Origin of the sequence: Oscillibacter sp. (assembly GCF_031978065.1) — a bacterium.
GTDB lineage: Bacteria > Bacillota > Clostridia > Oscillospirales > Oscillospiraceae > Oscillibacter.
The window spans coordinates 1-26,213 of record NZ_DALZCH010000042.1 but is presented as its reverse complement, the minus strand read 5'-3'; the positions used below and the strand labels follow the sequence as shown (position 1 = coordinate 26,213).

Here is a 26,213-nt window from a genome sequence, read left to right as displayed (position 1 = left end):
GCAAACCCCCTCGGATCAGGTGGATACAAGGCCCGCTTCCATACCTTGGAAGAAGTGGAAACATTTATAGATTGCAAATGGTAACAAAACAGTTACAATAGGATGCAAGGAGGTAACAAAATGAAAAACTTGAAAAAAACACTCAGCGTTGCCCTTACATCCGCGATCCTTGCAGTGGGCCTGGCGGTCAGCGCTTCTGCGCAGACCTTGCCGGGTGCGTCCTGCCCAAGCGGCTCCGGCCGGTCCGCCGCTTTCCAGAACGCAAACAATGTTTTTAGTACCTATGTCAATAATTCTTCCAACTCGAATTGTAGCTCCAACCTGAAGTCACTATTGGGGAATCTGACCTCCAATGGCTCCGGGCAGACGCTTCCTTCCAGCGTAAGCGATCTTTTGAAGCAGTGCGGGATTGACTCCAACGTGCTGAACTCCGGCTCCAATTGCAATCAGTCCAAAAACAGCAATTCTAACTCCAACTGCAATTCCAACACCAACTGCAACTCCAATTCCAATTGCAAGTCCAACACCAACTGCACGCAGGCAGGCAACTGCATCACCGACTGTGACACGACCGGCAATTGCACCACCACCTGCGATAAGTCCGGCAATTGCACCCAGCCCACCGGAAATAATCAGACTCCCTCCACCGGCAACGGACAGTCCGGTCAGAACGGCTCTTCCAATCAGGGTGGTTCCGGCTCTACCGACAACTCCACGGCCGACAATCAGACCTTTGAGCAGCAGGTGGCCGACCTGGTCAACCAGCAGCGCGCGGCCAATGGCCTTAAAGCCCTGACACTGAGCACCGAGCTGTCTGCAGCAGCCCGGGCCAAGTCTCAGGACATGCACGACAAAAATTACTTTGCCCACGAAAGCCCCACCTACGGCTCTCCCTTTGACATGCTGAAGACCTTTGGTATCAGCTACCGCACCGCCGGTGAAAACATTGCCATGGGCTATTCCACGCCCGAAGCGGTGATGAACGCCTGGATGAACTCCTCCGGGCACAGAGCCAACATTTTGAACGCCTCCTACACCCAGATCGGCGTGGGCTATGTGGCGGATGGCAACTACTGGACGCAGGAATTTATCGGGTAATTTTGCCCATACCTGCATAAAGAAATAGAAAAAGCGCAAAAACGCGCCGTGGTAGGCCTGCCACGGCGCGTTTTTTGTATAGAAAGACCCCGGCGCGTACCAGAATCGGTACGCGCCGGGGGGTTAAGAAAGTAACTCAGCTCCGCGGATGACTGGAAAAGCCCTGATCACCGCCTACGTTATAAAGTCCGTAGAAGGGAAGCGTTTCCTCGATGGTGTCGCCATAGCCGCGGGCCCAGTTAAGGTAGCCCTCCGGAAGGTCCTTTACCGGAGCGCCCGGCAGGTAGAACAGCAGCTCCTTGGCGTCATCCAGTCCGTAGGGCTCGCTGTAAAGATACTTGATTCCGTCCCGGATTTCCTCCGTGCCGGGTTCCTTGGACAGGGTGAGGTCCTGAATCTCAACGGAATAGGTGTACTCGTCCACTTTTTCCGGCGCTGTAAAGGTTCCCGTAAACTCGGAGCTGTAGCAGGTGCCGTTGGGATAATCGGTGTCTGCACTGCCCATGTCGGAGTCGGTGTAAAGCCCCTCAAAGGAGCCGTCGTCCGCGACATACAACACCGTGCGCCATGCGCCTGCACCGCTTCCGAACCAAAATTCCAGCTCTGAAATATCAGAGAAGGAAAATTCCGCTGTCTGTGCGCCCGGCTTCGTTTCCGAAGAGGAGGAAGCGGCTGCTTCCGCTCCCGATGAAGCGGAGCCGACGCTGCTGCCGCCCGGCGAAGATGGTTCGCCCGAGCCGCCGCAGCCCGTCAAAAGGCTGAGGGTCAGCAGCGCCGCTGTGAAAAGCAATTGGTTTTTCCCGTGTCTCATAGTAGTTTCCGCCTTTACTGAATTGTTTTATAAGCTGCTCGTTTCTTTTGCGTCCGTCTCACAAGCCATAAAGTAGTAATTGTTTTGATTAAACTGAAAGGTTCCAAGCTGGGTCAGAGAAACCTTTTTGGTGTGGGCGGCATAGGAACGGTGGTTGATCTGATTGATAAAGGTCACCATCACAGGGTATCGGTCCTTCATACCGGCCAGCGACGCGTGGAAAAGCTGTGCGAACAGCCCTGTGCCGCGCACGGCTTTGTCAAGGCACGCCGGGCCGTACTGATAGGAGTTTTCCACCGACAATGTACGCCCATTCAACGAATACAGGGGAAGCTGTCCGATCATGTGGGTGAACAGGGGCCACTGGGCCCAAAAGTCCCAAGAGGCGGCGGTGGCGTATGCCATCACCTTTCCAGCATCATCCTTCGCCACGGTCACGCCTCGCTGCTCCGTGATCAGTGCCTTAAGCTGCTCCGGTGTAAAATTTGTGGTGACAAAGCCGTCCGGCCGGTCCTCTGGACGGATAAAGTCCGTATGATACGCACGGTGTAGGGCTACGATTCCGTCATAGTCCTCCATGGTTGCCTGTGAAATGTGCATAAAGCCCCCCTCCAAACCTTTTTAACAATCGGGATACCGAGGATAGTATAGCACACATTGTCCTTTGGTGAAACATAATTATTGACTGCCGCCGGTGGCTTTTTCCGCTGCGGCGGAGTGGCTTTCCCGCAGGATTGCAACTCTGTTTCTTTTATTTATTTTTGTAGATATTTTGTTACTGTTGCGTCTCAATGCATCCAAAATTATCCAGTCATTTTAGGGAGTTTTTGGGCGAAAGTGGGGACACTACTTGCCTTAACACCGCATAAACTTGACAAGGGTGGGAAAGTGGAGTATACTAAGCCCAGTTTTTCATTTGGTAACAAAAAGTTACAAAGTGTTTTTCGCGAAGCAGGAAGACGTATAAACGTTTTCCAAATCGGGGAAAATTCGGAATGGAAACGATTCTCAGGAGGTATTGTTTTGGATTTGCAACTGCTTTCCCGCGCGAAAAGCGCGGCTGGACGGCTGATCTCGCTTGTCACTGTGACGGCGGTGGTTCTGACCGTCTGTTGGTTCACCGCGGAGCGAGCTTCCGCGCTGTATATCCTCACCGACGGGGAGGACGCCACCATTGTTTTGGAGGCGGGCGCCGACGTGGCGGACTTTTCCTCTCAGATGGTGTATATCGGCACAAACGCCGCCGGCTTTGAGCTGACGCTGGCCGCCGGCTGGCCCGTAACGGTGCTTTACGACGGCGCGTCCGTCTCCACCACCTCCCGGAAGGAAACCGTTTCGCAGCTCCTTGACCGGGTTCACACCGTTCCGGGGCCGCTGGAGATGGTGGCCGTGGATTTGAAGGACGCGGGACTGACGCTGACGGTGTCCTCTGAACTGACCCACTACGAGCGGGTGGCGGAGGACGTCTCGTACCAGACGGTGGAGGTGAACGATTCCACGCTGGCGGCCGGAACCCGGAAGGTGGTCCAGTCCGGCGCGGATGGCATCCGCACCGCGGTGTATGAGGTGACGTATTCCGGCGGCGAGCGGGTTTCCCGCCAATTGGTGTCGGAGGAGTCCACCGCCGTGGACGAGGTGGTTCATGTGGGCGTGGCTCCCGCTGCAGGGGGACCCGGCAACGCCGACCCGGTGGTGAATGTGGAGAAAAACGCCGACGGAAGCGGAACCTTGACCTTTGCCTCCGGCGCCGTCTCCAGCTTTTCCGCGGTCAAGTCCATGACCGCAACGGCCTATACCAGCGGCTACGGCGGAGCGGACACCTGCACCGCCACCGGCACCTTTGTGCGGGTGGGCGTGGTGGCCGTTGACAGGAAGGTAATCCCCTTGGGAACGCGGCTGTATATTGTCACCGCCGACGGCAAGGTGAACTACGGCATGGCCGTGGCTGAGGATACGGGTGTCCGTGGAAACACCGTGGACCTGTATTTCGACACCTATCGGCAGTGTATTGAGTTTGGCCGCCGCGCCGCCACGGTGTACGTGCTGGACTAACGGCTCTTCAGGAGAATGAAAGCGCCCGTCTTGCCGGATTTTCGGTGAGGCGGGCGCTTTGCGTCCGGGAACGGGCATTTTTATCGACCAAAAGCGACAGAAGTTACCATTTTTTTTGGGCAAAGACTTTTAAAAAACAAAAAGGCATGTTATAATGGCTCAGAAACAGACGTGAAATGGAGATTTATTTGCTTTTTTATCCCTTTCCCGGGCAGATGGGAACAGGCTGCGCCGCATCGGCGCACTGTCCGGTCAGGTGAAAAAACGCCGCTGTTGAGGGCCTTTTGTGCTTGTAAGCGCGGTGACTTTTAAGCGGATTTGTGAAAATGTGTGTAAATTCCCAGAGCGGCGGGCCTTTTAGCGGGGCGTGCGGCACGGGAAGGAGGGCCGGATGAAGCAATTGGCACAGGGAGCCTTTGCCGACAGCGATTTGGCGGAGGAGCAGTCCCACGGCAAAACGTTGAATTTTCCCGGGGAAATGAGAGTAACGGAGCGAGTGGACAGCGGCGCCGATTTGGCGACGGAGGAGGAACCTTTTCCGGCAGAGGAAGCGGAAAACGAATGGGCGGAGAAGATCGCACCGCAGGGTCAGGCGCATGTCTTTACAGAAGATGGTGTTTCCGAAACGGAGGAGTTATCCGAAGCGGAAAGCGCTCCCGCAATGGAAGAGCCTGTCGGCGATGTACCCGAAGAGGGTGAAATGACTTACGGAGAGCCAGAGACTGAACCCGTTGAAGAGCGCAAAGAAGAAGAGCCGCTTCTCCCAGCGGAGCAATTGAACGTGGAAAGCGCGTTGACGGAGAGCGCGCCATATTTCGGCAGCGTCAAGTTTTTTAAAAATATGATTCTGGCGGCGGTGATCGTTGCCATAGTGATTCCTTCCGCGCTGGCTGTTTTCTTCTGGAGGAACGGACAGACGGCGCTGGCGGAGGAGGAAGGACGACGGGCGGCCCTCAGCGCTTCTTTGACGGAGCTTCAGACCCAATACGATCAGATGGCGGAAGAGAAGCTTGCGCAGGAGCGTATCTGGGCAGGTTCGGTGGCGGACCGGGTGGTAAAGTCGGACCCGCTGTATTATCAGGAGCTGTATCCCGATTTTTACGTGACCAAGCCCCTCGGCCCGGCGGTACAGGACGACGGGACCATGTACCTCACTTTCGACGACGGTCCCTCCTCCAACACGCCGTTGCTGCTGACGGTTTTGCGGAACAAAGATGTCAAAGCCACATTTTTTGTGGTGGGCGGCAGCTCGGAGAAACAGCGCCAGTGGATGCGAGACATTGTAAGCGAGGGCCACACGCTGGGGATGCATAGCTATACCCACCAGTATCATGAGATTTACGCGTCGGTAGAGGCGTTTCTCGATGACTTTTATAAACAGTTTACCGCCATTAAGGAGGCCACCGGTCAAACGCCTACTATTTTCCGGTTTCCCGGCGGCAGCGTGAACGCCTATAATTACCCTGTGTACCGGGAAATCGTGGCGGAAATGCTGCGCAGAGGCTTTGTATTCTACGACTGGAATCTTTCCAGCGGAGACGCGTCCTCCAATTACATATCTCCCAAGAAAATTACCTCCAATATTCTGGACAATGCTCCGGCGTTTTCCCGGGGAATTGTGCTGATGCACGACGCACCCAGCAAGGACAGTACAGTGGAATCCCTTGCCGGAGTAATTGACGGTTTGCGGGATCAGGGCTTTACTCTTGCCCCTCTCACGCGGGAGGTGCGCCCAATGCTGTTCAATTACACCGACTATCAGCCCGACTGACAAACGTGCGCGCAGGAAAGGTGACAAACGCTGAATGGTACAGCGAAAAAAGCCTTTGGCCGGGACAGCGCCAGAGCAGAGAAAGGAATTTGAGTGCAGATGAAAAAGGATAATTTCAGCAAGGCCATGAACGAGATGTTCGGAGTTGGCGGAGACGGCAGAGCCGAGACTCCCGCTGCGGAGCCGGTGATGGCGGCCCCGTCGGAGCCCTATGTGTCCGACGAGATGTTTGCCTCGGCGGAGCCCGAGAGCGGCTTTGCCGCTCCTCCCGCGCCGGAGCCGATTGTGTCCGAGATCTCCGCGCCGGACCCCTTTGCCACCGCTGTGCCCTATACCACGGAGCCGTCCTACACTAGAGCGATGCCCTCCGCGCCTGTGCAGAAGACCATTCTGGCGGCGGGTACTACCTTTGTGGGCAACATGACCGCGCAGGGCGATGTGGATATGGACTGCGAATTTCAGGGCGACATCCGTGCCAACGGAACCGTGACAATCCGCACCAAGCTGGCCGGAGATTTGAGTGCGCGGGTGGCGGAGCTGGTTTCCTGCGAGGTACAGGGCGATGTGCACGCCGACGAAAGCGTTCGGATTGACAGCGATTCCAAGGTGATCGGCAACATTACCGGCAAGGATTTGAACTGCTCCGGAAGCATTCAGGGCAACGTGCAGGTCAGCGGCCATGTGCAGGTCAGCGGCAGCGCCTATATCGAGGGCGATCTGGAGGCTGCCAGCATTTCCATTGAAAACGGCGCGGGCATCAGCGGGCAGATGCAGGTTTTGCCCCGCAGGGTCCAGTAACGGTGCTTTTAAATTTCCGAGGCTGAATAATTATAAGGCCGCGGTGTAACGACGTGGGCAAGGGGACCGCCTTTGGCGGTTCCCTTGCGCTCTTGCGGTATGTGAGAAAGTTTTGGGTACAAACGCCGCGCCCAAAGTCCTTTGCGTATAGTTTACCGCTCTGGCGGCAAACTTTTGCAAGGCTTTTTATGCGTGGCTGCGGGCTGTGTCCCGCGGAAAGGCGGAATATTTTTGAATCTTTGTAATTTGAACGATTTGCGGGATCTGCTGGGGCGGCACGGCTTCCGTTTCTCAAAATCAATGGGCCAGAATTTCCTGATTGACCCCACTGTTCCACGGGATATCGCCGATTCCTCCGGTGCGTCGCCGGAGTGGGGGGTTTTGGTGATTGGCCCCGGCGTGGGGCCGCTGACGGTGGAGCTGGCCCAAAGAGCGGGAAAAGTGGTGACCGTGGAGCTGGACCGGTCGCTTTTTCCGGTGCTGGAGGAGACGCTGGCGCCTTACCCCAATGTGGAGGTCGTCTCCGGCGACGTGATGAAGCTGGAGCTGGGCGCTTTGCTTCGGGAGAAGTTCGGCGGACTGCCGGTGATGGCCTGCGCCAATCTGCCCTATAACATCACCACGCCGGCTCTGACAAAATTCGTGGAGACAAAGGAAATTCGCCAGTTTACCGTGATGATTCAGCGGGAGGTGGCCAAAAGAATCTGCGCGCCTCCGGGGGACAGGGAGGGAAGCGCTTTCTCCCTGTTTTTGCAGTATTATATGGAACCGGAATATCTCTTTTCCGTGGAGCCGGAGAAATTCTATCCCGCGCCTAAGGTAACGTCCGCCGTGGTGCGCTGCGTCCGAAGGGAAAAGCCCCCGGTGGAGACGGAGGACGAGGCGCTGCTGCTGCGCCTGATGCGGGGCGCTTTTGCCCTGCGGCGAAAAACGCTGGCCAACAGTCTGGCCTCTGCGCTGGGACGGCCCAAGGAGGAGTTTTTGGAAGCCATCCGTGGGGCGGGCCTTTCCGAAACTGTGCGGGGAGAGCAACTCACGTTTCGGGATTTTGCCGCGCTGTGCGCGCGGTTGACGAGCTGACGGGTGGACACCCTACCGGCGGCGCGCGTCTCTTAGTTGTATTTGGGCAATCCGGGAGTCCGCGTCTCGACACTACGGCTTGCAGACTACGCGGCCTGCGCCGATGAGCGCCCCACAGATTGCCACTTGGGACCTAGCCTTCATACCATAAAAAAACAACGTCCCCGGCGGAAGACAAACTCTTCCGCCGGGGACGTTTTCTTAAGAATTTCGGCAGGGGGAGCAGGACGGGGCAAGCAAAGCCGTTGTCAGTCCCGCTGAGGGAATTTTTTGCACAAAGCGTCCAACTCTTCGATCAGGGCGCTCAGCTCCGCTTCGGTCATCACGCAGTCCACGTCGGCGCAGTCAATATCCTCCATTGTGTTTTGCAGGAGAAAGGAGACGTTTATAATATAGCGCTCCTCCTCGTCCCTGTACGCGGAGAAAAGGAAGACCGGCTCGATAAATTCGCTGTCCCAGCGGTCGCGGATGCCGGAACGCAGAATTTTCAGTCCGGCGGTCAGTTCTTGAAGCTCACCGGTAGATAAACAACTGCAGGATTCCCGGATGACACGGCCGTCGTCATGGGTGTAGGTTGCCCGCAGGACCAGCCAGTTGCGGTCCTCCGCAGACGCGCCTGCGGAGGAGGAAAATTCGTAGCTGACAATTTCCAGCTTCAGGTTGACAGCTTCGTTTTGAAAAAGCATGATTCTCTCCGTTCTGTTCTTATACGGCGCTGTGGTGCAAGGCGTAAAATTGGTCGTAATCCTTCAGCATGGACTGAAGCAGCGCGGGCGTGTCCAACTCATAGGGGCAGCGGCTCTTGCACGCGTTGCAGTGGATGCAGTCTTCAATTTTGTGCATTTTATCGTGCCACTCGTCGCTCATGTAAGGCTGATAGGGTGCGCGGCGCAGCAGCATGGCCATCCGGGCGGCCTGAGGAATGTCGATTCCGGCGGCGCAGGGGAGGCAATAACCGCAGCTCCGGCAAAAGTTGTGGGCAAGCTCTTCGCGGTCTTTGTCAATGACCGCCTGAAGCTCCGGAGTCATTTTCTGGCGCTTTTCCGTCAGCTCCAGCCATTGGTCCAGCTCCCACTTGTGCTGAATCCCCCAGATGGGGACCACGTTGTCATAGCCCTGCATAAACGCGTAGCAGGCCGCGGCATTGTTCAGCATCCCGCCGGACAGGCCCTTCATGGCGATAAAGCCCATATCCGCCGCTTTGCAGCGGACTGTAAGGCCAATGTCCTTGTCGGAGGATAAATAGCAGAAGGGGAACTGCATCGTCTCAAAATTCCCGGAATCCACGGCGGCAAGGGCCACGTTTAGACGGTGGTTCGTAATCCCGATGTGACGGACATAGCCTTTTTGCTTCGCTTCCAACGCGGCGGCAAAGGGGCCGTCGGGGTCGTTAATATCCGGAAGCTGGGCCGGGTTGTGGAACTGAAACAGGTCGATATAGTCGGTTTTCAAACGACGGAGGCTCTCCTCAATGTGGGCCTGCACAGTTTTTTTGTCCTTGCCGCCGCTTTTGGTGGAGATAACAATTTCGTGCCGCACGTCGCCCAGCGCCTCGCCCAGCTTTTCTTCGCTGTCAGTATAAGCGTTGGCGGTGTCAAAATAGTTGATTCCCGCGTCAAAGGCGCGGCGCAGCAGCGCCGCTGCGTCGCTGTGGCTGATACGCTGAACGGGCAGCGCGCCGAAGGCGGTTTTTGTGACAAGCAACTCCGTCCTGCCTAGGCGGACCTTTTCGATTTCCATGGATATTTCCTCCCCGTTTGTGCGATTTAAGAAAGTTCACCGATGTTAAATTTATTGTAAACCATTGGAAGACAGTTTGCAAGTGGCCGAAAAATTTTGGTCCGTTTTCTGCCGCTGAAAAACCGTTTTTAACGGATTGTGTCTTCTTTTTCCGCATTTTTTACAAGGCAGCGCGTCGGGCAGAATTGTCAAAATCCCCGTTTGACGAAGCAGGCAGGTTGTGCTATGATGCAGGCATGAACGAACATTTGAAATTAAAATTGACGGTCAGGTTATATTCCGACGACGACGAACGGGGCTTTGGGCCGGGAATTGCCACGCTGCTCCACCGGGTGAAGGAGTATCAGTCCCTGCGCGCCGCCGCCGCGTCCATGGCCATGGCCTATTCCAAGGCCTGGCGCATCGTGCGTACGGCGGAGTCTGTCTTTGGCTGCAAAATGCTCAGCAGTGTCACCGGCGGAAAAAACGGCGGCGGCGCGGTCCTGACCGAGGAAGCCACGGCGCTGCTGGCGGCCTACGATCAGTATTGTGCCGAGGTGCAGGGCTTTGCGGCGGAGCGGTTCAAGCGCTATTTTGCGTTTGGACCGGAGGAAACATGACCCTTTTTGAAGAACTTTGGGGGCGGGAGCTTTATGCTCCCGCTTTTTTATTGCCCGTTGACAATAGCGATATTCGATGTTATTATTTTAAATAACGATATTCGATATTAAAAGGGGGGCAGGAGGATGGCCCGGGAAAAGTTTCAAACCCTGACGGAGCAGATGTTTTACATTCTTCTTTCTCTGCGGGAGGAGCTGTGCGGCGCGGACGTGATGGCCCGGGTGGCGGAGCTGACAGGCAATCGGGTGATGATCGGCCCGGGAACGCTGTATAACCTGCTGGAAAGCTTTCTAAATGCGGAAATGATTGAGGAGACGGCCGTAGAGGGCCGCCGGAGAAGCTACCGTCTTACGGCAGCGGGGGAGCGGGCGCTGCTGGCGGAGGCCAATCGGATGGAAACGCTGCTGGCGGATTACCGGCGACATGGCACAGGAGGGGGAAGGGTATGAGAGAGACAAAGCGGACAATGATGTGGTATGAGTTCTATCAGGACGCAAATATCGAGGAGCATCTGGAAAATATGGCGGCAAAGGGCTGGCGACTGGAGAAAATCGGGTATCTCTTGCGTTACCGTCGGGCGGAGCCTGCGCGGGTGCGCTATGCCGTGACCTATTTTTCCGAATCCTCGGAGTTCAATCCCTCGCCCACAGAAAACGAGGAGACGCTGCGGGAATACTGCACGGCGGCAGGGTGGGACTTTGTGGCGGCGTGGCATCAGATGCTGATTTTTTCAACCTTACGGGAGGACGCGCCCCCAATTGAGACGGAGGGGGCCGTGAAGCTGGAGGCCATCCACCGGGCCATGAAAAAGAATTTCCTGCCCTCTGGGTTTATGCTTTTGGCCTTGTTTGGGTTTAATCTTGCAATGCAGTTTCGGTTTGCAAAAGGAAATTTTCCGTCCTTTTTGGCAGACGGCGTGCAGTTGGGCGCGGCGCTTGTAATGCTGCTGCTGGTGAGCCACTATGGGTCAATTTTGCTATCCTATTTCCTGTGGTATTGGACGGCAAAACGATCCGTGGAGCAGGGCGGGCAGTGCCCCAAGCGGCGCAGCCGCTTTGCCCGGGCACGCCAGATGGTTCTTCTTGTGGCGGCAATCGCCGTGCTACTCTTTCTCTATATTCCGGCGGCTGTGCGGGTGGGGCGGGGCACGCTGGAGTATATCCTGTTTATGTTGTGCGGATACGGATTTTTGGTTGCGGCAATTCAGCTTATGCGCGGATGGTTGAAGCGCAGAGGGGTCAGCGCGTGGACCAATCGAATTGTGTCCATCGGTTTGGCGTTTGTGCTGGGGGCGGGAATTACCGGGGGCGGCGTGTTTTCCGCCCTGCGAGTACATAAAAGCGTGCAGTCCGGCGGGGCGGAAACGGAGGTATACGTCACGCGAAACGGCACCGAACAGGAGCTGCGGCGGGATTCGCTCCCTCTGAAAATTGAGGATTTACAGCCGATAGAGGCGCTTCCCTGGTCCTATGAGCTGACGGAGCACTGGAGCCCGCTGGCCACGCTCCGGGAGGGAAAGCAAAGGGAATATGAGGACTGGAAGTCTCTGGAGTATGAGATTTTAGACGTAAAAATGGGCCTTTTGTACCGGGTGTGCCTGAACGACTACGTAAGGACGGAGGAATTATATGTAACCCGGCGGGAATACCGCGCCGCAGACCCGGAGCCGTGGGGCGCGGAGGCGGCGTATCGGCAGGTGCTGGACGGCGAGGAACGGGACGTGTGGGTTCTATGCCGGGGACGGCGCATCGCGCGCATTGCTTTTGATTGGACGCCGACCCCGGCCCAGATGGCTCTGGCAGGGGAAAAACTACTGGCAGGTGCGTGAGTGCCAAGACCGGGACGGCGGACTGCAAATCCCGCGCTGAAAAATACGGGATGGGTAAGCGGTGAAAGCCGGGACGAGAGTGGAAATTTTACGAGACTTATTTGCGATTGAAGGGAAGAACCGGAAAACAGAACAGAAAAACCACGCCCCGAAGCTTACAGCTTCGGGGCGTGGTTTTATGAAACAGACCGTTCAAAAATGTAGGAATCGTGGTGGTTCATAGGGTTCCATACTGCCGTAAACCCGGACAAAAATGCACTTTGCATTGGTCTGATTTTTAAAAGTCGATGTTTGCCATCACCTGCGCTGGGTCCACCTTTTCGTGAATCAACCCCATGCTGTACATCCAGTCAATATTGGACTGCCATGTTTCGGTGGTCTGGCTGAGGAAAGGGGTGGTCTCTGTCTCCATCAGGGGCAGCAAAGTCTGGCAGGACTCGGTTTCCACGGAAGGGGACAGGGGGAAATTTTCCGCATTCTGGTTGTCCAGCAGGATTTTCAGACAGCCGTCCGGGTCTGCCTGAAAATCGGCAAAGCCCTTGGCAGAGGCCCGCAGAAATCCTGCCAACACCTCCGGTTCAGCGTCGATCATCTTGTCATTTGCCAGAAACACTGCTTCATAATAATTGGGAATGCCGAAGTCGTTGACCATAAAGTAATTTACGTCAAAGCCCTCCTCCTCCATCTGGGGGACCTCGTGGTTTACAAGGCAGCCGATGGTGGCGTCCACGTTGCCGGTGGTCATGGAGCTCATCAAATCAAAGCCCACGTTTACCAGATTTACGCGGTCAAAGTCCGCGCCGATGGCGTCCATCATGGCTTTGACCAAGGACTCGCTGAGAGCCGTTCCCGCATAGCCCACGGTTTTGCCCTCTAAATCCTTGGGATTATGGATGTTTTTATCCGCCAGAGACAAAATGATGTTTAGGGGAGACTGAACCACCGCGCCGATGGACTTGATCCCCACTCCCTGATCCGCCACCGCCTGAATCACGTCCTGCTGATAGTACAGGCCGATTTCAGCTTTCCCTGCGGCGACCAGAGACAGCGCGTCGTTTTCGTTGGAGGGGAACCGGATGTTTACATCCAGCCCCTCGTCTTTATAGTAGCCTCGCTGGATGGCGGTGTAAATAAAGGTGTGCAGGGCGTTGGGATACCAGTCCAGCACCACGTCGATTTCCCGGAGGCTACCGTCCTCTTCGCTGGCCGACTGTCCGGCGGGTGCCTGACTTCCGCAGCCGGAAAGCACTGTCAGCATCAGCATTGCAGCCAGAAGCAGAGCGGTAATTCTTTTCATAATAATTCCTCGTTTCTTATTGTCCACGCCACGTAATGACGCGCTTTTCAATCATGCTGACCATTGCCACCATAAGCATTGCCGCAATAGAGAGCAGTAAAATGGGCGCAAAAACTCCGGCCCCGTCCAACTGCGTCATCATTCGGCGGCTGAAATAACCAAGGCCGCTTTGGGCGCCCAGCCATTCTCCAATGGCCGCGCCGATGACCGACAGGGGAATCGCCATTTTGATGGCGGAGAAAAAGTAGGGAAGGGCGGCGGGAAGCTTCAGCTTCCAGAAAATCTGGCGTTTGCTGGCCCCGAAGGTGAACAGCAGCTCCGTCATCTCCGTTTTTACAGACCGGAACCCGTCAAATACAGTGATGGCGATGGGGAAGAAGGTGATCAGCACCGCCACCAGCACCTTGCTCCACAGTCCATACCCAAACCACAGCACAAACAGGGGGGCTAGGGCCGTGGTGGGGATGGTCTGGGACGCGACGATCAGCGGGTACAGCGCCTTTTCCGCGGCGGGAGACGCATCCATCAGCATGGCAAGCCCCAATCCCAGAACAATGGAAATGCCAAGGCCTACACCAACCACCGCCATGGTGGCGGGCAGATGAGCGGAAAACAGCGGCCCTCGCAGCTCCCACAGCCGCACAAGTACCAGCCACGGGCTGGGCAGGATATAGGCCGCATCCATACCCATCGCGGCGGCCTGCCAGAGCATGACCAGCGCCAGCGTCAGCCCGGCGGCGGGGAGATTTCCCCGGTTTGCTTTTCTCATCCCGCGTTCCTCCTGAGCATGGAAATCAACTCCTCCTTCAGCGCCAAAAGCTCTGGTTGACGCAGGGTTTCCAACGACCGGGGATACCCGGCGGGGACTGGGAAGGAGCGCAGATTGGTAATGGGCGTTCCCTCCGCCGCCAAAATTCGGCCGGAGAGAAACAACGCTTCTTCCACATCGTGAGTGATGAACAGCACTGTTTTGCGTTCCTGCTCCCACTGCTCCAGCAGCCATTCCCGCATGGAAAGGCGAGTCAGATAGTCCAGCGCGGAAAACGGCTCATCCAGCAAAAGAAGCTGGGAGCCGGTGAGCACCGTCCGGGCGAAGGCCGCCCGCTGGCGCATTCCGCCGGAAAGCTCTCCGGGCATTTTTTTGCCCCAGTCTCCAAGGCCCACGGCTTCCAGCGCCCGCTCCACGCGGGCATCCATTTCCGCATTGGAGAGCCCGCCCTGTATTTCCAGCGGCAGACGCAGATTTTCGGCCACGGTGCGCCAGGGAAACAGCAAATCCTGCTGGGGCATATAGCCGCAGTAACGCTTTCGCCCGGCGATGCTTGCTCCGTCCACCAGTATATCGCCGCTTTCGGGCGACAGAAGTCCGTTCACCAGACGGAAAATGGTGCTTTTTCCGCAGCCGGAGGGGCCGACCACGGATACAAACTCCTCCCGGTCTACGTGAAAGGAAAGCTGGTCGATGGTGGGGAAGCTATCCGACTGATATTGAAAGGTCACATTTTCAAAGGTCAGCATGTCTTACGTCCTCAACTCCCACGCCATATCCCAGAACGCGCCCTCGTACCGGGAGCAGGCGATGAAAATTTCCTCCAGCCGCCGGAGCCGGGCCTCGGAGTAGTCCGCCGCCAGATGCTCGGTCAGCTCCATCAGTCTTTCATTTGCGGCGGCATAGTCGTCGCTTGCATAGCCACGGACCCATTCGCCGTAAAAGGGATGTTCCACCCAGGCGGGATTTTGTTTTGTCATCTCTTTGGCGATGACCTCATAGCTGAGGGCGCAGGAGAGGATCGCCGCGGCGATTTCCCCCGGCCCTTCCTCGTAAGCAATCCGGAGCATGTAGGAAACATAGGAGAGATTATCCTGCGCCATCGGTGTGCGTTCCGCTTCGTCAAGGGAAATGCCCAGCCGCTCCATATAGCTTCGGTGAATATCCATTTCCCCATCCAGAATCTGCGTCACATAGCCCGCGAACAGGGCCATGGATCCGCGGTTCCGGGCTTTCGCCACACCGAGGGCGAACACACGGGCATAGTCCAGCAGGTACAGATAATCCTGCACCATGTAATGCTTAAATTTTTCCCGGTCCAGAGTGCCGTCGGCAATTCCCCGGACAAAGGGGTGGGCATGATAGTCCGCCCATATGTCTTTCGCCGCGTCCAAAAGACGCTGCGTTGTGTTCTGCTTCATTTCTCCGCCTCTTTTGCAAATTCGCCTGCAAGGTCAAAGGCGTGGTTCATAGGGCCGGAGCCTGCGCCCAGATTCAGCATCGCCCCCAGTGCTTCGGAGATGTAGGCCTTGGCCCGCTCCACCGCTTCGTCCAGCCCGTAGCCCTTCGCAAGATTTGCGGCGATGGCGCTGGAGAGGGTGCAGCCGGTGCCGTGGGTATTGGGGTTGTCGATGCGTTTGCCGTTGAACCAGCGGGCTTCTCCGCTTCGGTACAAAAGGTCGTTTGCGTCGTTGAGCTGGTGGCCGCCCTTGCACAGAACGGCGCAGCCGTAGGTGTCCGAAATGGCTTTCGCGGCCCGCTCCATGTCGGCGGCGGTTTTTACCATCATCCCCGAAAGAACCTCTGTTTCCGGAATGTTGGGGGTGAGGACTGTGGCAAGCGGCAGCAACAGCCGCTTTAGCGCGTCCACCGCGTCGGCGCTGATGAGCCGCGCGCCGCTGGTGGACACCATCACGGGATCCACCACAATGTTTACTGCTTTGTACTGCCGCAGCTTCTCCGCGATCACCTGAATCAGCCCTGACGAAGAAACCATGCCGATTTTCACGGCGTCGGGCGGGATGTCGGTAAATACGCAGTCAAGCTGCTGGGCAAGAAATTCGGGGGGGACCTCGAAAATCCCCTGTACGCCGGTTGTGTTCTGGGCAGTCAGGGCCGTGACGGCGCTCATGGCGTATACGCCGTTGACGGTCATGGTTTTGATGTCTGCCTGAATCCCGGCGCCTCCGCTGGAATCACTTCCGGCGATTGATAATGCTGTTTTCATGAATGAAAACTCCTTTCCACTGTCAGCACTATTTTTATTGAGCGGCAAAAAGTGGTGCCCCCGGTCTGTCGCTATTTCAAGGCGCTTTGCCTGTGAAATCAGATAATGCAGGGGCCGGCATGCGCCGGCCCCGCAAAAAACGGGTGAAACTATTTCTGATTTTGGACCATTTCTCCCGCAAGCGTCCGCAGCGCGGCGGTGGCCGCGCCGGGGTCCTCTGCCCCGAAAATCGCCGATACCACAGCTACGCCGTCCACACCGCTGCCGGAGAGACGCAGAATGTTCTCCCCGGAAATGCCGCCGATGGCGACGGTGGGAACGTCCACAGCGGCGCAGATGGAGCGGAGGGTTTCAAAAGGCATCACGTCCACGTCGGACTTGGTGGACGTGGAAAACACGGCCCCAAGGCCCAGATAATCCGCGCCGTTTTTTACTGCCTCCAGCGCCTCGGCCACGGTGTGGGCTGAAACGCCCACGATCATACCGTCGCCCACCCGTGCCCGAACGTCGGCGGCAAGCATATCCTCCTGCCCCACGTGAATGCCGTCCGCGCCGGATTTGATGGCGATTTCCACGTTGTCGTTGACGATAAAGGGCACGCCGTACTCCTTGCAGAGCTTTGACAGCGCTGTGGCCTCGGCGAGAAACGCGTCCCCGTCCAGCTCCTTTTCCCGGAGTTGAACGCAGGTGGCTCCGTTTTTCAATGCCAGTTCCACTTGCTGATATAGGCTCAGCGTTCCCACCCATGCCCGGTCTGTCACCGCGTAGAGCAGCATCGCCTTTTTATCGCACTTCATACCGTGCTCCTTCCTCCAACGCCTTTGGCGTGAGATTGTAAACCGCGTCGATGATGTAGTTCCGATAGCTGGAGTTTCCGTCCAGTTCCGTCATGCGCTGCCGGGCCGTTTCGCCGCAAAGACCCATGGCGCAGACCGCCGCCGCTGCCGCATCTAGTGTACGCCCCGGATTGGCGACGACGTAGGCCGCCGTCATGGCGGAGAGCTGACAGCCGGTTCCCGTAATGCGGCTCATGTCCGGGTGGCCGTTTCGGATGCAGTAGGCCGTGTGTTCGTCCGCCACGAGATCAATGGCCCCGGTAATAGCCACCACCGCGCCGGTCTTTTGGGAAAACGCCTTGGCAAAGGCCGCCGCCTGCGGAAGATTCTCCTCCGTCACCCGGTCAGCAACGTCCGCGTCCACGCCCTTAGTGGTTCCGCTTCCCTGTGTCAGCGCCTTGATTTCTGAGATGTTGCCCCGGATGACGGCAAACCGGACCTCACGAAGCAGCTTTAGTGCGGTTTCGGTGCGAAGAGCGGACGCACCCGCGCCCACGGGGTCAAAAATCACGGGGTGGCCCAGCACGTTTGCCTTTTTCCCTGCGGCCAGCATGGCGGGGATGGTACGCTGATTCAAAGTGCCGATGTTGATGTTTAATCCACCGCAGATAGAGGTGATCTCCTCTGCCTCCTCCAAATCGTCTGCCATGATGGGCGACGCGCCGCAGGCCAGAAGAATATTGGCGCAGTCGTTCACGGTGACATAGTTGGTGATGTTGTGAATCAGGGGAGTGTGGAGGCGAACATTTTCAAGCAGTTCACGCATCTGCTTCACTTCCTTTCTGATGGTAAACGGATTGATTCAGACGGGACTGCATACCCGAAAGAGCCCCGGTTTTTTCCAGAGAGCAGATTAAAAGCCCCGACAGGATGGAGCCGCCTGCGGTTGAGATGAAAAACGGGAGGATATATGCGTAAAACGCCAGCTCTCCGGCAGATTTTCCCATGAGAAAAACGGCCACGGGATAGGCGCACAGCCCACCAAGCACGGCGGTTCCAAACACCTCGGCAGCCAAGGTGGGGAGCAGGCTGCGGCTCTTCCGGTAGACAAGTCCGCAGAGCAGCGCGCCGAACATGCTGCCGGGAAATGCCATCAGGCTGCCAAGGCCCAAGAGGTTTCGAATCAGGCTTGCGCCGAAGGCCACGGCCACGCCGTAGCCCGGGCCCAGCAACACTGCGCAGAGAATATTGACCATGTGCTGCACCGGGGCGCATTTGCTGGCGAACACGGGGAAGGAAAACAGACTGCCAACCACGGCAGCCGCGCAGAAAAGTCCGGCCACAGCCAGCTTTTGGACGTTGATTTTTTTCATTGTGATGCTCCTTTTGAATTTAACGGAGAAAACGGCAAGTACAGCGTCGCTTCCCCTTTTGACAGGAACGGGCAGACCTCTGCCCTGGAAGGTCGGTCGAGGCTTATTGGCCTCCTCTCACGCCGGAACACGGCTTCCCATCGCTGCAATACAGGGCGCAGGGAGCTCCCCCTCCGCCCGCCACGGTCTGACCGTGAATGCCGCCTGTCACCATCCTTTCAAAGGGAACAAAAAAACGGAGACATCTGATACGATGCCTCCGAAAGCGTATATAACGGCTTCCTACGGCGGCATTACCCGCATCAGGTTCATGGGTCGAAGGCAGTACCTTCCTCTCAGCCTGCTTGCGCAAGCTCCCCTGGTTTTTCTGTTCGTAACTATAAAAATTCGGAGACGCCGACACGACGCCTCCGACAAGAATCAAAAATTGACTCCCTACGGCGGCATGATCCGCATCAGGTTTCCAGGGTCGAAGTTGAACGACTTCCTCTCAGCCCGCTGCACGGACTCCCCACTTACAAACACTATACTCCCGCTGCCCGAAAAAAGCAAGCCCAAAAGAGGCGCGGCCCGAATTTTGCCAAAATATGCGCCCGCATGGGCCTTTCAGAATGTTTCGGAAAAAGCGTCGCCGCGCCAAGGGCGGCTCCGCCGGGCTTAAAACCAGCCTTTTTTCTTAAACCATAGAATCAGACACCCGCAAATGACCCCGCTGAGCGCGATAACGGCGGGATAGCCGTATTTCCACTCAAGCTCCGGCATCCCCCGAAAGTTCATTCCATACCACCCCGCAAGCAAGCTCAGCGGAAGAAACAGGGCTGTGATGACCGTGAACAGTCGCATCAGCTCGTTTTGCTGCAAGTCAAGCTGGGCCTGATACGCTTCCCGCATTTGAGTGACGTAATCCCGCAGGCTCAGCACAGTGGAAAGAAACCGCCGTGCCCTGTTCAGCAGGTTGGAAAAATGCCGCCGTGCGCTGCGGCTGAGCAGAGTTTCGTCGTCGGCCGCCAGATTTTCAAAAATGGCGGACAATTGCTCGTAATACCGCTTGCGGCGCAATAGCTCCTTGCGATATTCCGTAATGCGGCCCATATAATCCTGCCGCTTTGTGTGGAGCACTGCGCCGTCCTCGTCCTCCGTCACGGCGGCTTCAAAAGCGTCCAGTTCGTCGGTATCAGACTTCAGCAGACCCGTAAAAAACTGATACAGCACCGTTTCGTTGTCAGGGCCTTCCATCGTCTCCTTTTGCAGACGGGCGAGGGAGCGGCTGTCCTCGCAGAAGAAAAAAAGGTCCTCTTTGTCAAGATAAATCAGGATTTTTTCGGTGCCCGTCTCCGAGGAGGAAACGTCGTACCAGTCGAAGGCCAGCAGGTAAAAGTCTGCAAACCCCTCGAATGCCTCCGTTTTTCCCTGCCGGAGGTAATCCAGCACCTTTTTGTCCATCTGGTCCCGGACTTCGTCCACCCGGTCCAGAGGCAAGAGTTTTCGCATCGCCCGCGCTCCTTTTATCTGCCGCCCGCCTTGCGGGCTGCTTTTTCAATCAACGCCTGTCCCTCGCTTGAGCGGAGAACGTCCAGCACAGTGGTGCGGAGAAGTTCCTGAAATTTTTTGCTGTTTAAAAACGCGTCGAACACCGATCCGTCCTCGGCGGGAGCCGCCTTCTTCGCAGGGCGGACAGGTGCGGCTGCGGGAGCCGGGGTCGGCTCGTCCATAAACGCGCCGTCCATCCAGTCGGACATCTGGGTGCGATCGTCGCTCTCGCCCCGCAGATAAAAAGCGGAGACGCCGAAATAGGAAGCCAGCTTCTGCTGCTGGTCTTGTGTGGGGGTCTGACGCCCGGTTTCAAATTTTTCCACGGCGGTCCGGGGAAGACCCAGAGCGGCGGAGAGCGCCGGGGCGCTGACGCCACGCTCGGCCCGGAGCTGCTGAATGCGCTGTGCCATCGTAATCATGAGACTGCCTCCTGCTTGTTTACTGATTTATGCAGCAATTTTATCACGCTTGGAGCGCCGTGACAATCATTTTCCCCAAATTGGCTTGGTAAAATCCGCAGGTGAACGCCGGTAAAACCCGTGCGGCCTGTATAAAGACCGCACGGGTTCAGAGGGCTTTTTCAAGCGCCGTCGGAAAGGGATGCTTACCAGTGGATAACTTCATCCTGAAAGTGAAGCATGGCCCACGAGGCGAAGAACACGCCCAGCGCCAGCAGTACCAGAAAAAAACTCAGCAGCATCCCCAGCCAGTCGTATTTGATGCGCCCCTCCTTTCGGGAGGAGAGAAGGACCTCTGTCCCCAGCAGAATCAACACGAGAGGGGAGAACCGCAGGAAAACCCGCAGATCCAGCGCGGGGTAAAACAGAGCCGCCGTCATGGCAAGGCCCGCAGCCACCAGCGTTACGCCGAAGGTAAACGTTCCCACCCGGCGCTCCCGGGGGGAGACGGGCTTTGGCGCGGGGATGGGGCCTGACTCTGCCGCAGAGGCATTTGCAAAATTATTTTCCGTCATTATGCATGTCCTCCTCTTCGATGGAATCGCGGCGATCCTCTTTGTCGATACCGCTCTCCCATGGGGCGGCTTTGCCGACCTCCGCTCCGAAGGCCTTTTCATGGCAGAGAATGCGGGACACTTCGTCGGAAACCGCCCGGTATTCCGGGGCGCGGCCTTCGGCGCTGTCGGAAGCGGCAGCGGGGTTTGGCGCGGCTTTTTCCTCCGCCGCGTCGCAGGGCGGGGTAAAGCCGGTGAAGCCGTCGTCCTCAGGGCGTGGCTTCGGCCCGCGGATAAACCACACTCCCAGTGCGATGATCAGCAGGAAGAGGACCAGTTGGGGAAGCTGATAAGTCAACCTGTAAAAATTCACGCCAAATTGCGCCGAGAGAAAATCAGAAATGGAACGGTATACCATCTGCCACATACCGTACAGCCCCAGCAGAACCAAAGCCCAGCCCACAAGACTGTGCCGCTTCGCCAAAAGACGGGAAAACTGTTCCCCGTCCATGAGGGAGATGCCGAGAGGGTAGGCGTCCGGCTCCGCCTCGTCGTTTTGCAAAGCACGGGAGAGGTTATAGGTGTCAAAAAAGGAATACAGCCACAAAACCGGCAGCGCCAGCGCGAGCTGCCCGAAATACAGCCAGGTGGCAAGGCCGATAATCACAGCGAACAGGGACATGAGAGACAGTCCCCGCTTCATGTAGCCCTGATACATCTGCCCGCAGCCGGGGATGCAGGCGGATAAAAACAGCAGAAACGGATTTTTACGGGTCATGAAAAAGCCCTCCTTAAAATTGGGATTGGTTTATTTAATCTGCGGCTCCGCCTCCAAAATGAAACAGTTGACTAAGCCTTGCAAGACCGCTGTTAAGGACGCTGTCAAGCTGTTGCGCTTGCTGGGGAAAATCCGCTTGACGGAGGGCGGAGAGGGCGGAGTCCGACAATGCGGCGGAGCCTGTGACCAGCCCGCCGAAGACGTTGAAGCTCCACAAACTAGCGGCGATGGCAATGGCGGCAGCGGCGGTTGCAAACCGGCCGGCAAGCGCCCGGGTGTTCCGGCGGTGAATGCGCGGCCACAGCGTATTTCGGCAGGAATGTACGGGAGTTAGCAGCGCCCCGCGGGGCAGGCGCTCCACGGAGCGCAGAAGACACGCGTCGCAGAAGTCCAGATGCTCCGCGATTTCCAGCCGGTCAAGCTCGGTGAGCGGTCCGGCGGACAAAAATGCTTGCAGGGTATCGTCCGTCAGATGCCCGCCGGAATCAAATGTATTCATGGGACGACCTCCTGTTCCACTGTTCCTGAATCAGCAGCTTTCCCCGGGAAATCTGGGTGCGGACGGTTTTCACCGGCCTGCCCAGACATTGCGCGGTTTCCTCGGGCGTGCGCTCCTGTAAAAGGTGGAGAACGCACACCTGACGGTAAGGCTCCCGGAGATTTTCGATAATCTGTGTCATGGCGGACTGCTCGCTGTTGGAAATGGCCAGCTCCTCCGCAGGGGGAGACAGGCCGGGTGGGATGAAATCATCGCCGGGGAGAAGAGTGTGGCGGGCGTAGGCGTTTTGAAGGTAGTCTTTCACCTTATTCACAGAAATACTGGCCAGCCAATGCCGCTGAAAGCCCGCCGGGCAGCGATCCCGGTGGGCATAGGCGGAGAGGAAGGTTTCCTGCGTCAAGTCATCCGCTGCCGCTCCGTCCCGCACCAGACGGTGGCAAACGGTGTAGACCAGCCGTTCATAGTCCGCCACCAGCGCGGTAAATTCCTGATTTGTCATGATATGCACACCGGCGGACACCTCCCTTGCGTCTGATGATAATACGGCGCGGCGGAATAAAATGCTTCAACTTTTTAAAAATTTATCAATTATTTTACAGGAACCGTCCCCGTATGACACCCCAGAGCATAGCCCTTGCGCCGCTTGACGGCGGTCAGGAAAGCTGATAGACTGAACTGCATTAAATTAGACCGCGTAAGGCGCGGGACGGGAAAGAGGGATTGTCATGCATGAAATGCGCAGAAAGGACCGTCAGGTGACGGACCGGGCGGAAATCCACCGGGTTCTGGACGAGTGCGAGGTGTGCCGTGTAGGCTTTTTCGACGGGAAAGAGGTCTACATTGTTCCTCTGAACTTCGGCTATGAGGAGAAGGACGGCAAGCTGACCTTTTATTTCCACTCCGCCGGTCAGGGGCGTAAGGTGGAACTCCTTGCCAGAGGGGAAAGGGCGGGATTTGAGCTGGATTGCGGACATCAGGTAGTGCCGGGGGAGAAGGCCTGCAACTACACGGCGATGTATAAGAGCATGATCGGCACAGGCCGGACCTATGAGGTTATGGATGATGCGGAGAAGCTGCACGCCATGCAGTGCCTGATGGCCCACTATACCGACAAAACCGGCGAAAAGCCGGAGCTTCCCCCTGAAGCCCTGAAACGGGTGCGGATGTTCGCTCTGGAGGCGGAGGAGCTGAGCTGCAAGGAACACCTGTGATAGAGATGCTGCGCATTGAGTCCGCGCCGCTGGAGGGAATCTCCACATGGCTGTTCCGCAAAACGCATCAGCAGATGTTCGGCGGAGTGGACCGGTATTTCACGCCCTTTTTTTCCCCCACGCCGGAGCGAAAGCTGACCGCTAAGGAGCTGCGGGACCTCTCCCCCGAAAACAATCTCGGTGTTTCCGTTGTTCCCCAGATTATGGCGAAGCGGGCAGAGGCCTTTCTCTGGGCGGCAGAGGAGGCGCGGGAGCTTGGCTTTGACGAGGTAAACCTGAACCTTGGCTGCCCGTCCGGCACCGTGACGGCGAAGGGCAAGGGTGCGGGTTTTCTCCTCCGCACGGAAGAGCTGGACGCATTTTTTGAAGAGGTGTTTAAAAGTGTCTGTCTGCCCGTTTCGGTGAAGACCCGTATCGGCTATCACGACCCGGCGGAATTTGGACGGCTCTTGGAGATTTTTAACCGCTATCCCATTCAAGAGCTGATCATCCATCCTCGCCTGCGTGGGCAGTTTTACAGGGGAGAGGTGCATCTGGACGCGTTTGCCGACGCGCTTGGAGCCAGCCGTCTTCCCGTGACCTATAACGGCGATCTGGTGACGCAGGAGGATGTGGCGGCATTTTCTCGACGCTTTCCCACCGTGAACACGGTGATGATTGGCCGGGGGATCATTGCGGACCCGGCGCTGCCCCGCAAGCTTCGGGGTGGCCCCCCCGCCAATCGGGAGGAGATACGCACCTATGTCCGCACGCTCTACGAGGGCTATCGGACGGCTTACGGCTATCCCGGCTTCGCGGCCCAGCGGATGAAGGAGCTGTGGTTTTACCTCATTAACCTGTTTGAGGACGGAGACAAATACGCCAAGAAGCTGCGCCGGGTGGGCAACGCGGCGGAATATGAGCATCTGGAAGCGGGAATTTTCCGAGATCTGGAGCTGTTGTCCCAACCCCGTAAGCCTCTGGACGGAACAGGGCAGGGGAAAACATAGCCGACCGCAGGCTGTGCTTAAAGAACAGCGCTTGGTGCGCATGATTTTTCGCCTGCGGGGAAGACTTTTCTCGAGGTGATGCGAATGGAAGCCAATGAACTGCCCCTTGGCATAGGGATGGCGCTGGCGCAGGACGTGGCCGCCATGGAGCGGTTTTCCGCTTTACCCGAGGCGGAAAAGCAGTCCCTGATTAGCGGCGCCCGCGCCGTCCGGTCCGGCGCGGAGATGCGGGCATACCTGCAAACCACGCTGCGCGGGGAATAGCGCACAAGGCTCCCGGGGGCGTTTCGTCCCCGGGAGCCTTACTTTGTGTGGAAAGCTTGAAAAAGAATCGCAAAATTGCCGCTGTCGGTCTTAGCTGTCACGCCCTGCGAAGCACCTGTAAGTCTGCGCAGGAAGGGGACTGTGCTGCATAAATTTTTGCAAACAAGGCTGCGAAGGCCGAGTAAGACGAAAATGAGCGCAAGCAAGACGGCGGAAGTTCAGGGTTTTTGTTTGTTGCAATCGTCGCAATTATCGCAGTTGTCGCTGCGGCCACAGTGGTCGCAGCAGCCGTCGCACCCGGCACAGCCGCCCTTATGCCGATGCCGGAAGCGGAGCGCCGCCGCAAGCCAGAGTGCCAGCGCCAGAAGAATCAAAAATTCCAGCATAAACCGCCCTCCTCGGAAAATTTGCGGAGCGCTGCGTTTTAAAGCAGCAGGGCCAGCCGGTAAACCACAAAGGCCGCCAGCCACGCCACAGCGCACTGTCCCACTGCCACCTCCGCCGCCTTCCAACCAGAACCAAGTTCCCGCCGAACGGCAGAAATCGCCGCAACGCAAGGTGTATAAAGCAGTGTAAAGGTCAAAAAACTGACGGCGGAAGCGGTGGTGAACAGTCCGCCTAAGGCTCCTGCAACATTGCCCGCCGCCCCGGTAAGCACGCCCAACGTGGACACCACAGATTCCTTGGCGATAAAGCCGGTGACCAGCGCGGTGGATACCCGCCAGTCCGCAAAGCCCAGAGGGGCGAACAGGGGAGAGAGCACTGCCCCCGTCAGCGCCAGCAGACTGTCCGCGCTGTCGTCCACCACGTTGAACCGCACGTCAAAGGTCTGGAGAAACCAGACAACGAGGGTGGCGATAAAAATGACGGTAAAGGCCCTTTCCAAAAAATCCTTAGCCTTGTCCCAGCAAAGCCGCCCAACGCTTTGAAGCGAGGGAAAACGGTAGTTGGGAAGTTCCATGACGAAGGGAACGGGGTTGCCCCGGAACACCGTGCCGCCCAAGAGCTTTGCCGCCAGAATGCCCGCCAAAATGCCCATCAGATACAGCGAGGCCATTACAAGCCCGCCCTTTCCGGGGAAAAAGGCAGCGGTAAACACGCCGTAAATGGGAATTTTGGCAGAGCAGCTCATGAAGGGGGTCAGCAGAATTGTCATCTGCCTGTCCCGCTCGGAGGCCAGCGTCCGGGTGGCCATAATGGCGGGGACGGAGCAGCCGAAGCCCACCAGCATGGGCACGATGCTGCGGCCCGACAGGCCGATTTTCCGAAGAAGTTGGTCCATGACGAAGGCCACCCGGGCCATATACCCCGTGTCCTCCAGAATGGAGAGAAAGAAAAACAGCACCACGATGATGGGCAGGAAGGACAGCACGCTCCCCACCCCGGCAAACACCCCGTCGATCACCAGAGAGTGAACCACAGGATTCAGGTCGTACTGCGTCAGCGTCCGGTCCACGATGGAGGCCAGCGCGTCGATGCCCATTGCCAGAAGATTGGAAAGGACCGCGCCCAAGACGTTGAAGGTGAGATAGAAAATAGACAGCATCGCGCCGAAAAAGATGGGCAGCGCCCAAATCCGGTGGGTGAGCACGCGGTCAATCCGCTGGCTTCTTGGTCGCTCGGCAGATTGAGAGGGCGTTACCACCGTGTCGCGGCAGACCCGCTCGATAAACTCAGAGCGCATGTCGGCAAGAGCTGCGTTGCGGTCCATGCCGCGCTCTGTCGCCATTTCCGTGATGCTGTGCTCAATCAGCGCCAGCTCGTTCT

General features: G+C 57.3%; 31 protein-coding genes and 2 riboswitches. Of the genes, 11 read left to right on the top strand and 20 right to left on the bottom strand.

Annotation, left to right across the window (positions count from 1 at the left end):
• The first annotated feature begins 120 nt into the window (after window positions 1-120).
• Window positions 121-1,098 carry a CAP domain-containing protein gene (locus tag RTK01_RS08180; protein ID WP_312280502.1) on the top strand — a complete coding sequence of 326 codons (978 nt, stop codon included), beginning with the start codon at window positions 121-123 and terminating at the stop codon, window positions 1,096-1,098.
• Window positions 1,099-1,234: 136 nt separating this feature from the next.
• On the opposite strand, the gene RTK01_RS08175 is transcribed toward RTK01_RS08180, so the two are convergent.
• A complete protein-coding gene (locus RTK01_RS08175) occupies window positions 1,235-1,909 on the bottom strand; it encodes a hypothetical protein (RefSeq protein ID WP_312280501.1) in 675 nt (224 codons plus the stop codon).
• A gap of 27 nt (window positions 1,910-1,936) precedes the next feature.
• Window positions 1,937-2,509, bottom strand: coding sequence for a GNAT family acetyltransferase (locus tag RTK01_RS08170; RefSeq protein WP_312280500.1), 573 nt, complete (start codon window positions 2,507-2,509; stop codon window positions 1,937-1,939).
• Between the two features lie 423 nt (window positions 2,510-2,932).
• Here RTK01_RS08170 and RTK01_RS08165 point away from each other — a divergent pair, with 423 nt between their 5' ends.
• The 4 genes from RTK01_RS08165 (at window position 2,933) to rsmA (ending at window position 7,610) form a co-directional block, all read left to right on the top strand.
• A complete protein-coding gene (locus RTK01_RS08165; protein ID WP_312280499.1) occupies window positions 2,933-3,961 on the top strand; it encodes a G5 domain-containing protein in 1,029 nt (342 codons plus the stop codon).
• A 391-nt stretch (window positions 3,962-4,352) separates the two neighbouring features.
• The gene (locus RTK01_RS08160; RefSeq protein WP_312280498.1) at window positions 4,353-5,732 is read left to right on the top strand and encodes a polysaccharide deacetylase family protein; all 1,380 of its coding nucleotides are present in this window, start codon (window positions 4,353-4,355) and stop codon (window positions 5,730-5,732) included.
• Between the two features lie 99 nt (window positions 5,733-5,831).
• Window positions 5,832-6,530 (top strand): polymer-forming cytoskeletal protein, encoded by a 699-nt coding sequence (locus RTK01_RS08155; RefSeq protein ID WP_312280497.1) that lies wholly within the window; start codon window positions 5,832-5,834, stop codon window positions 6,528-6,530.
• A gap of 231 nt (window positions 6,531-6,761) precedes the next feature.
• Window positions 6,762-7,610 carry a 16S rRNA (adenine(1518)-N(6)/adenine(1519)-N(6))-dimethyltransferase RsmA gene (rsmA, locus tag RTK01_RS08150; protein WP_312280496.1) on the top strand — a complete coding sequence of 283 codons (849 nt, stop codon included), beginning with the start codon at window positions 6,762-6,764 and terminating at the stop codon, window positions 7,608-7,610.
• 248 nt (window positions 7,611-7,858) lie between these two features.
• Here rsmA and RTK01_RS08145 read toward each other — a convergent pair whose 3' ends face one another.
• Both RTK01_RS08145 and RTK01_RS08140 read right to left on the bottom strand, forming a co-directional pair.
• Window positions 7,859-8,296 carry a hypothetical protein gene (locus RTK01_RS08145; RefSeq protein WP_312280495.1) on the bottom strand — a complete coding sequence of 146 codons (438 nt, stop codon included), beginning with the start codon at window positions 8,294-8,296 and terminating at the stop codon, window positions 7,859-7,861.
• Between the two features lie 19 nt (window positions 8,297-8,315).
• Window positions 8,316-9,350 carry an aldo/keto reductase gene (locus tag RTK01_RS08140; RefSeq protein ID WP_397352541.1) on the bottom strand — a complete coding sequence of 345 codons (1,035 nt, stop codon included), beginning with the start codon at window positions 9,348-9,350 and terminating at the stop codon, window positions 8,316-8,318.
• Window positions 9,351-9,586: 236 nt separating this feature from the next.
• Between RTK01_RS08140 and RTK01_RS08135 the strand changes: the two genes are divergently transcribed.
• From RTK01_RS08135 to RTK01_RS08125, 3 genes are all read left to right on the top strand, one after another.
• Window positions 9,587-9,949 (top strand): LysR family transcriptional regulator, encoded by a 363-nt coding sequence (locus tag RTK01_RS08135; RefSeq protein WP_312280494.1) that lies wholly within the window; start codon window positions 9,587-9,589, stop codon window positions 9,947-9,949.
• A gap of 126 nt (window positions 9,950-10,075) precedes the next feature.
• A complete protein-coding gene (locus RTK01_RS08130) occupies window positions 10,076-10,399 on the top strand; it encodes a helix-turn-helix transcriptional regulator (protein WP_312280493.1) in 324 nt (107 codons plus the stop codon).
• Complete coding sequence (locus tag RTK01_RS08125) at window positions 10,396-11,778, top strand: DUF2812 domain-containing protein (protein WP_312280492.1); 1,383 nt, start codon at window positions 10,396-10,398, stop codon at window positions 11,776-11,778. Before RTK01_RS08130 ends, RTK01_RS08125 begins: the two co-directional genes overlap by 4 nt.
• Window positions 11,779-12,055: 277 nt before the next feature.
• Here the strand turns inward: RTK01_RS08125 and RTK01_RS08120 are convergent, their stop codons facing one another.
• The 14 genes from RTK01_RS08120 to RTK01_RS08055 all read right to left on the bottom strand — a co-directional run bounded on the left by RTK01_RS08120 (window position 12,056) and on the right by RTK01_RS08055 (window position 22,481).
• Complete coding sequence (locus RTK01_RS08120; RefSeq protein ID WP_312280505.1) at window positions 12,056-13,078, bottom strand: ABC transporter substrate-binding protein; 1,023 nt, start codon at window positions 13,076-13,078, stop codon at window positions 12,056-12,058.
• 13 nt (window positions 13,079-13,091) lie between these two features.
• A complete protein-coding gene (locus tag RTK01_RS08115; RefSeq protein ID WP_312280491.1) occupies window positions 13,092-13,844 on the bottom strand; it encodes an ABC transporter permease in 753 nt (250 codons plus the stop codon).
• A complete protein-coding gene (locus RTK01_RS08110) occupies window positions 13,841-14,593 on the bottom strand; it encodes an ABC transporter ATP-binding protein (RefSeq protein WP_312280490.1) in 753 nt (250 codons plus the stop codon). Before RTK01_RS08110 ends, RTK01_RS08115 begins: the two co-directional genes overlap by 4 nt.
• A 3-nt stretch (window positions 14,594-14,596) precedes the next feature.
• On the bottom strand, window positions 14,597-15,265 hold the full coding sequence (gene tenA / locus RTK01_RS08105) for a thiaminase II (protein WP_312280489.1): 669 nt from the start codon (window positions 15,263-15,265) through the stop codon (window positions 14,597-14,599).
• Complete coding sequence (thiD, locus tag RTK01_RS08100) at window positions 15,262-16,071, bottom strand: bifunctional hydroxymethylpyrimidine kinase/phosphomethylpyrimidine kinase (RefSeq protein ID WP_312280488.1); 810 nt, start codon at window positions 16,069-16,071, stop codon at window positions 15,262-15,264. Before thiD ends, tenA begins: the two co-directional genes overlap by 4 nt.
• Window positions 16,072-16,220: 149 nt before the next feature.
• Window positions 16,221-16,868: a thiamine phosphate synthase gene (thiE, locus tag RTK01_RS08095; RefSeq protein WP_312280487.1), complete on the bottom strand. Its 648-nt coding sequence runs from the start codon at window positions 16,866-16,868 to the stop codon at window positions 16,221-16,223.
• Window positions 16,855-17,673, bottom strand: coding sequence for a hydroxyethylthiazole kinase (thiM, locus tag RTK01_RS08090; protein WP_312280486.1), 819 nt, complete (start codon window positions 17,671-17,673; stop codon window positions 16,855-16,857). The genes thiE and thiM overlap by 14 nt, the downstream gene beginning before the upstream one ends.
• A complete protein-coding gene (gene thiW, locus RTK01_RS08085) occupies window positions 17,666-18,220 on the bottom strand; it encodes an energy coupling factor transporter S component ThiW (protein WP_312280485.1) in 555 nt (184 codons plus the stop codon). Before thiW ends, thiM begins: the two co-directional genes overlap by 8 nt.
• A 260-nt stretch (window positions 18,221-18,480) precedes the next feature.
• Window positions 18,481-18,590: riboswitch (TPP riboswitch) on the bottom strand.
• A gap of 45 nt (window positions 18,591-18,635) precedes the next feature.
• Window positions 18,636-18,744, bottom strand: a riboswitch (TPP riboswitch).
• A 133-nt stretch (window positions 18,745-18,877) separates the two neighbouring features.
• Window positions 18,878-19,711: a CorA family divalent cation transporter gene (locus RTK01_RS08080; RefSeq protein ID WP_312280484.1), complete on the bottom strand. Its 834-nt coding sequence runs from the start codon at window positions 19,709-19,711 to the stop codon at window positions 18,878-18,880.
• A gap of 14 nt (window positions 19,712-19,725) precedes the next feature.
• Entirely contained in the window at window positions 19,726-20,172 is a 447-nt protein-coding gene (locus RTK01_RS08075; protein ID WP_312280483.1) for a helix-turn-helix transcriptional regulator, read from the bottom strand.
• A 185-nt stretch (window positions 20,173-20,357) separates the two neighbouring features.
• Window positions 20,358-20,726: a hypothetical protein gene (locus RTK01_RS08070; RefSeq protein WP_312280482.1), complete on the bottom strand. Its 369-nt coding sequence runs from the start codon at window positions 20,724-20,726 to the stop codon at window positions 20,358-20,360.
• The gene (locus RTK01_RS08065; RefSeq protein ID WP_312280481.1) at window positions 20,713-21,483 is read right to left on the bottom strand and encodes a hypothetical protein; all 771 of its coding nucleotides are present in this window, start codon (window positions 21,481-21,483) and stop codon (window positions 20,713-20,715) included. Before RTK01_RS08065 ends, RTK01_RS08070 begins: the two co-directional genes overlap by 14 nt.
• A gap of 34 nt (window positions 21,484-21,517) precedes the next feature.
• Window positions 21,518-21,982 carry a hypothetical protein gene (locus tag RTK01_RS08060; RefSeq protein ID WP_312280480.1) on the bottom strand — a complete coding sequence of 155 codons (465 nt, stop codon included), beginning with the start codon at window positions 21,980-21,982 and terminating at the stop codon, window positions 21,518-21,520.
• Window positions 21,969-22,481, bottom strand: coding sequence for a sigma-70 family RNA polymerase sigma factor (locus tag RTK01_RS08055; RefSeq protein ID WP_312280504.1), 513 nt, complete (start codon window positions 22,479-22,481; stop codon window positions 21,969-21,971). The genes RTK01_RS08060 and RTK01_RS08055 overlap by 14 nt, the downstream gene beginning before the upstream one ends.
• 226 nt (window positions 22,482-22,707) lie before the next feature.
• On the opposite strand from RTK01_RS08055, the gene RTK01_RS08050 reads away from it, so the two are divergent.
• The 3 genes from RTK01_RS08050 to RTK01_RS08040 all read left to right on the top strand — a co-directional run bounded on the left by RTK01_RS08050 (window position 22,708) and on the right by RTK01_RS08040 (window position 24,446).
• Window positions 22,708-23,193 carry a pyridoxamine 5'-phosphate oxidase family protein gene (locus RTK01_RS08050; RefSeq protein WP_312280479.1) on the top strand — a complete coding sequence of 162 codons (486 nt, stop codon included), beginning with the start codon at window positions 22,708-22,710 and terminating at the stop codon, window positions 23,191-23,193.
• A gap of 5 nt (window positions 23,194-23,198) precedes the next feature.
• A complete protein-coding gene (locus tag RTK01_RS08045; protein WP_312280503.1) occupies window positions 23,199-24,182 on the top strand; it encodes a tRNA-dihydrouridine synthase family protein in 984 nt (327 codons plus the stop codon).
• Window positions 24,183-24,266: 84 nt separating this feature from the next.
• Window positions 24,267-24,446, top strand: coding sequence for a hypothetical protein (locus RTK01_RS08040; RefSeq protein WP_312280478.1), 180 nt, complete (start codon window positions 24,267-24,269; stop codon window positions 24,444-24,446).
• Between the two features lie 218 nt (window positions 24,447-24,664).
• Here the strand turns inward: RTK01_RS08040 and RTK01_RS08035 are convergent, their stop codons facing one another.
• Together RTK01_RS08035 and feoB are read right to left on the bottom strand one after the other, a co-directional pair.
• Window positions 24,665-24,832 (bottom strand): FeoB-associated Cys-rich membrane protein, encoded by a 168-nt coding sequence (locus RTK01_RS08035; protein WP_312280477.1) that lies wholly within the window; start codon window positions 24,830-24,832, stop codon window positions 24,665-24,667.
• A gap of 38 nt (window positions 24,833-24,870) precedes the next feature.
• The coding region (gene feoB / locus RTK01_RS08030) for a ferrous iron transport protein B (RefSeq protein ID WP_312280476.1) at window positions 24,871-26,213 on the bottom strand (1,343 nt) is incomplete at its 5' end.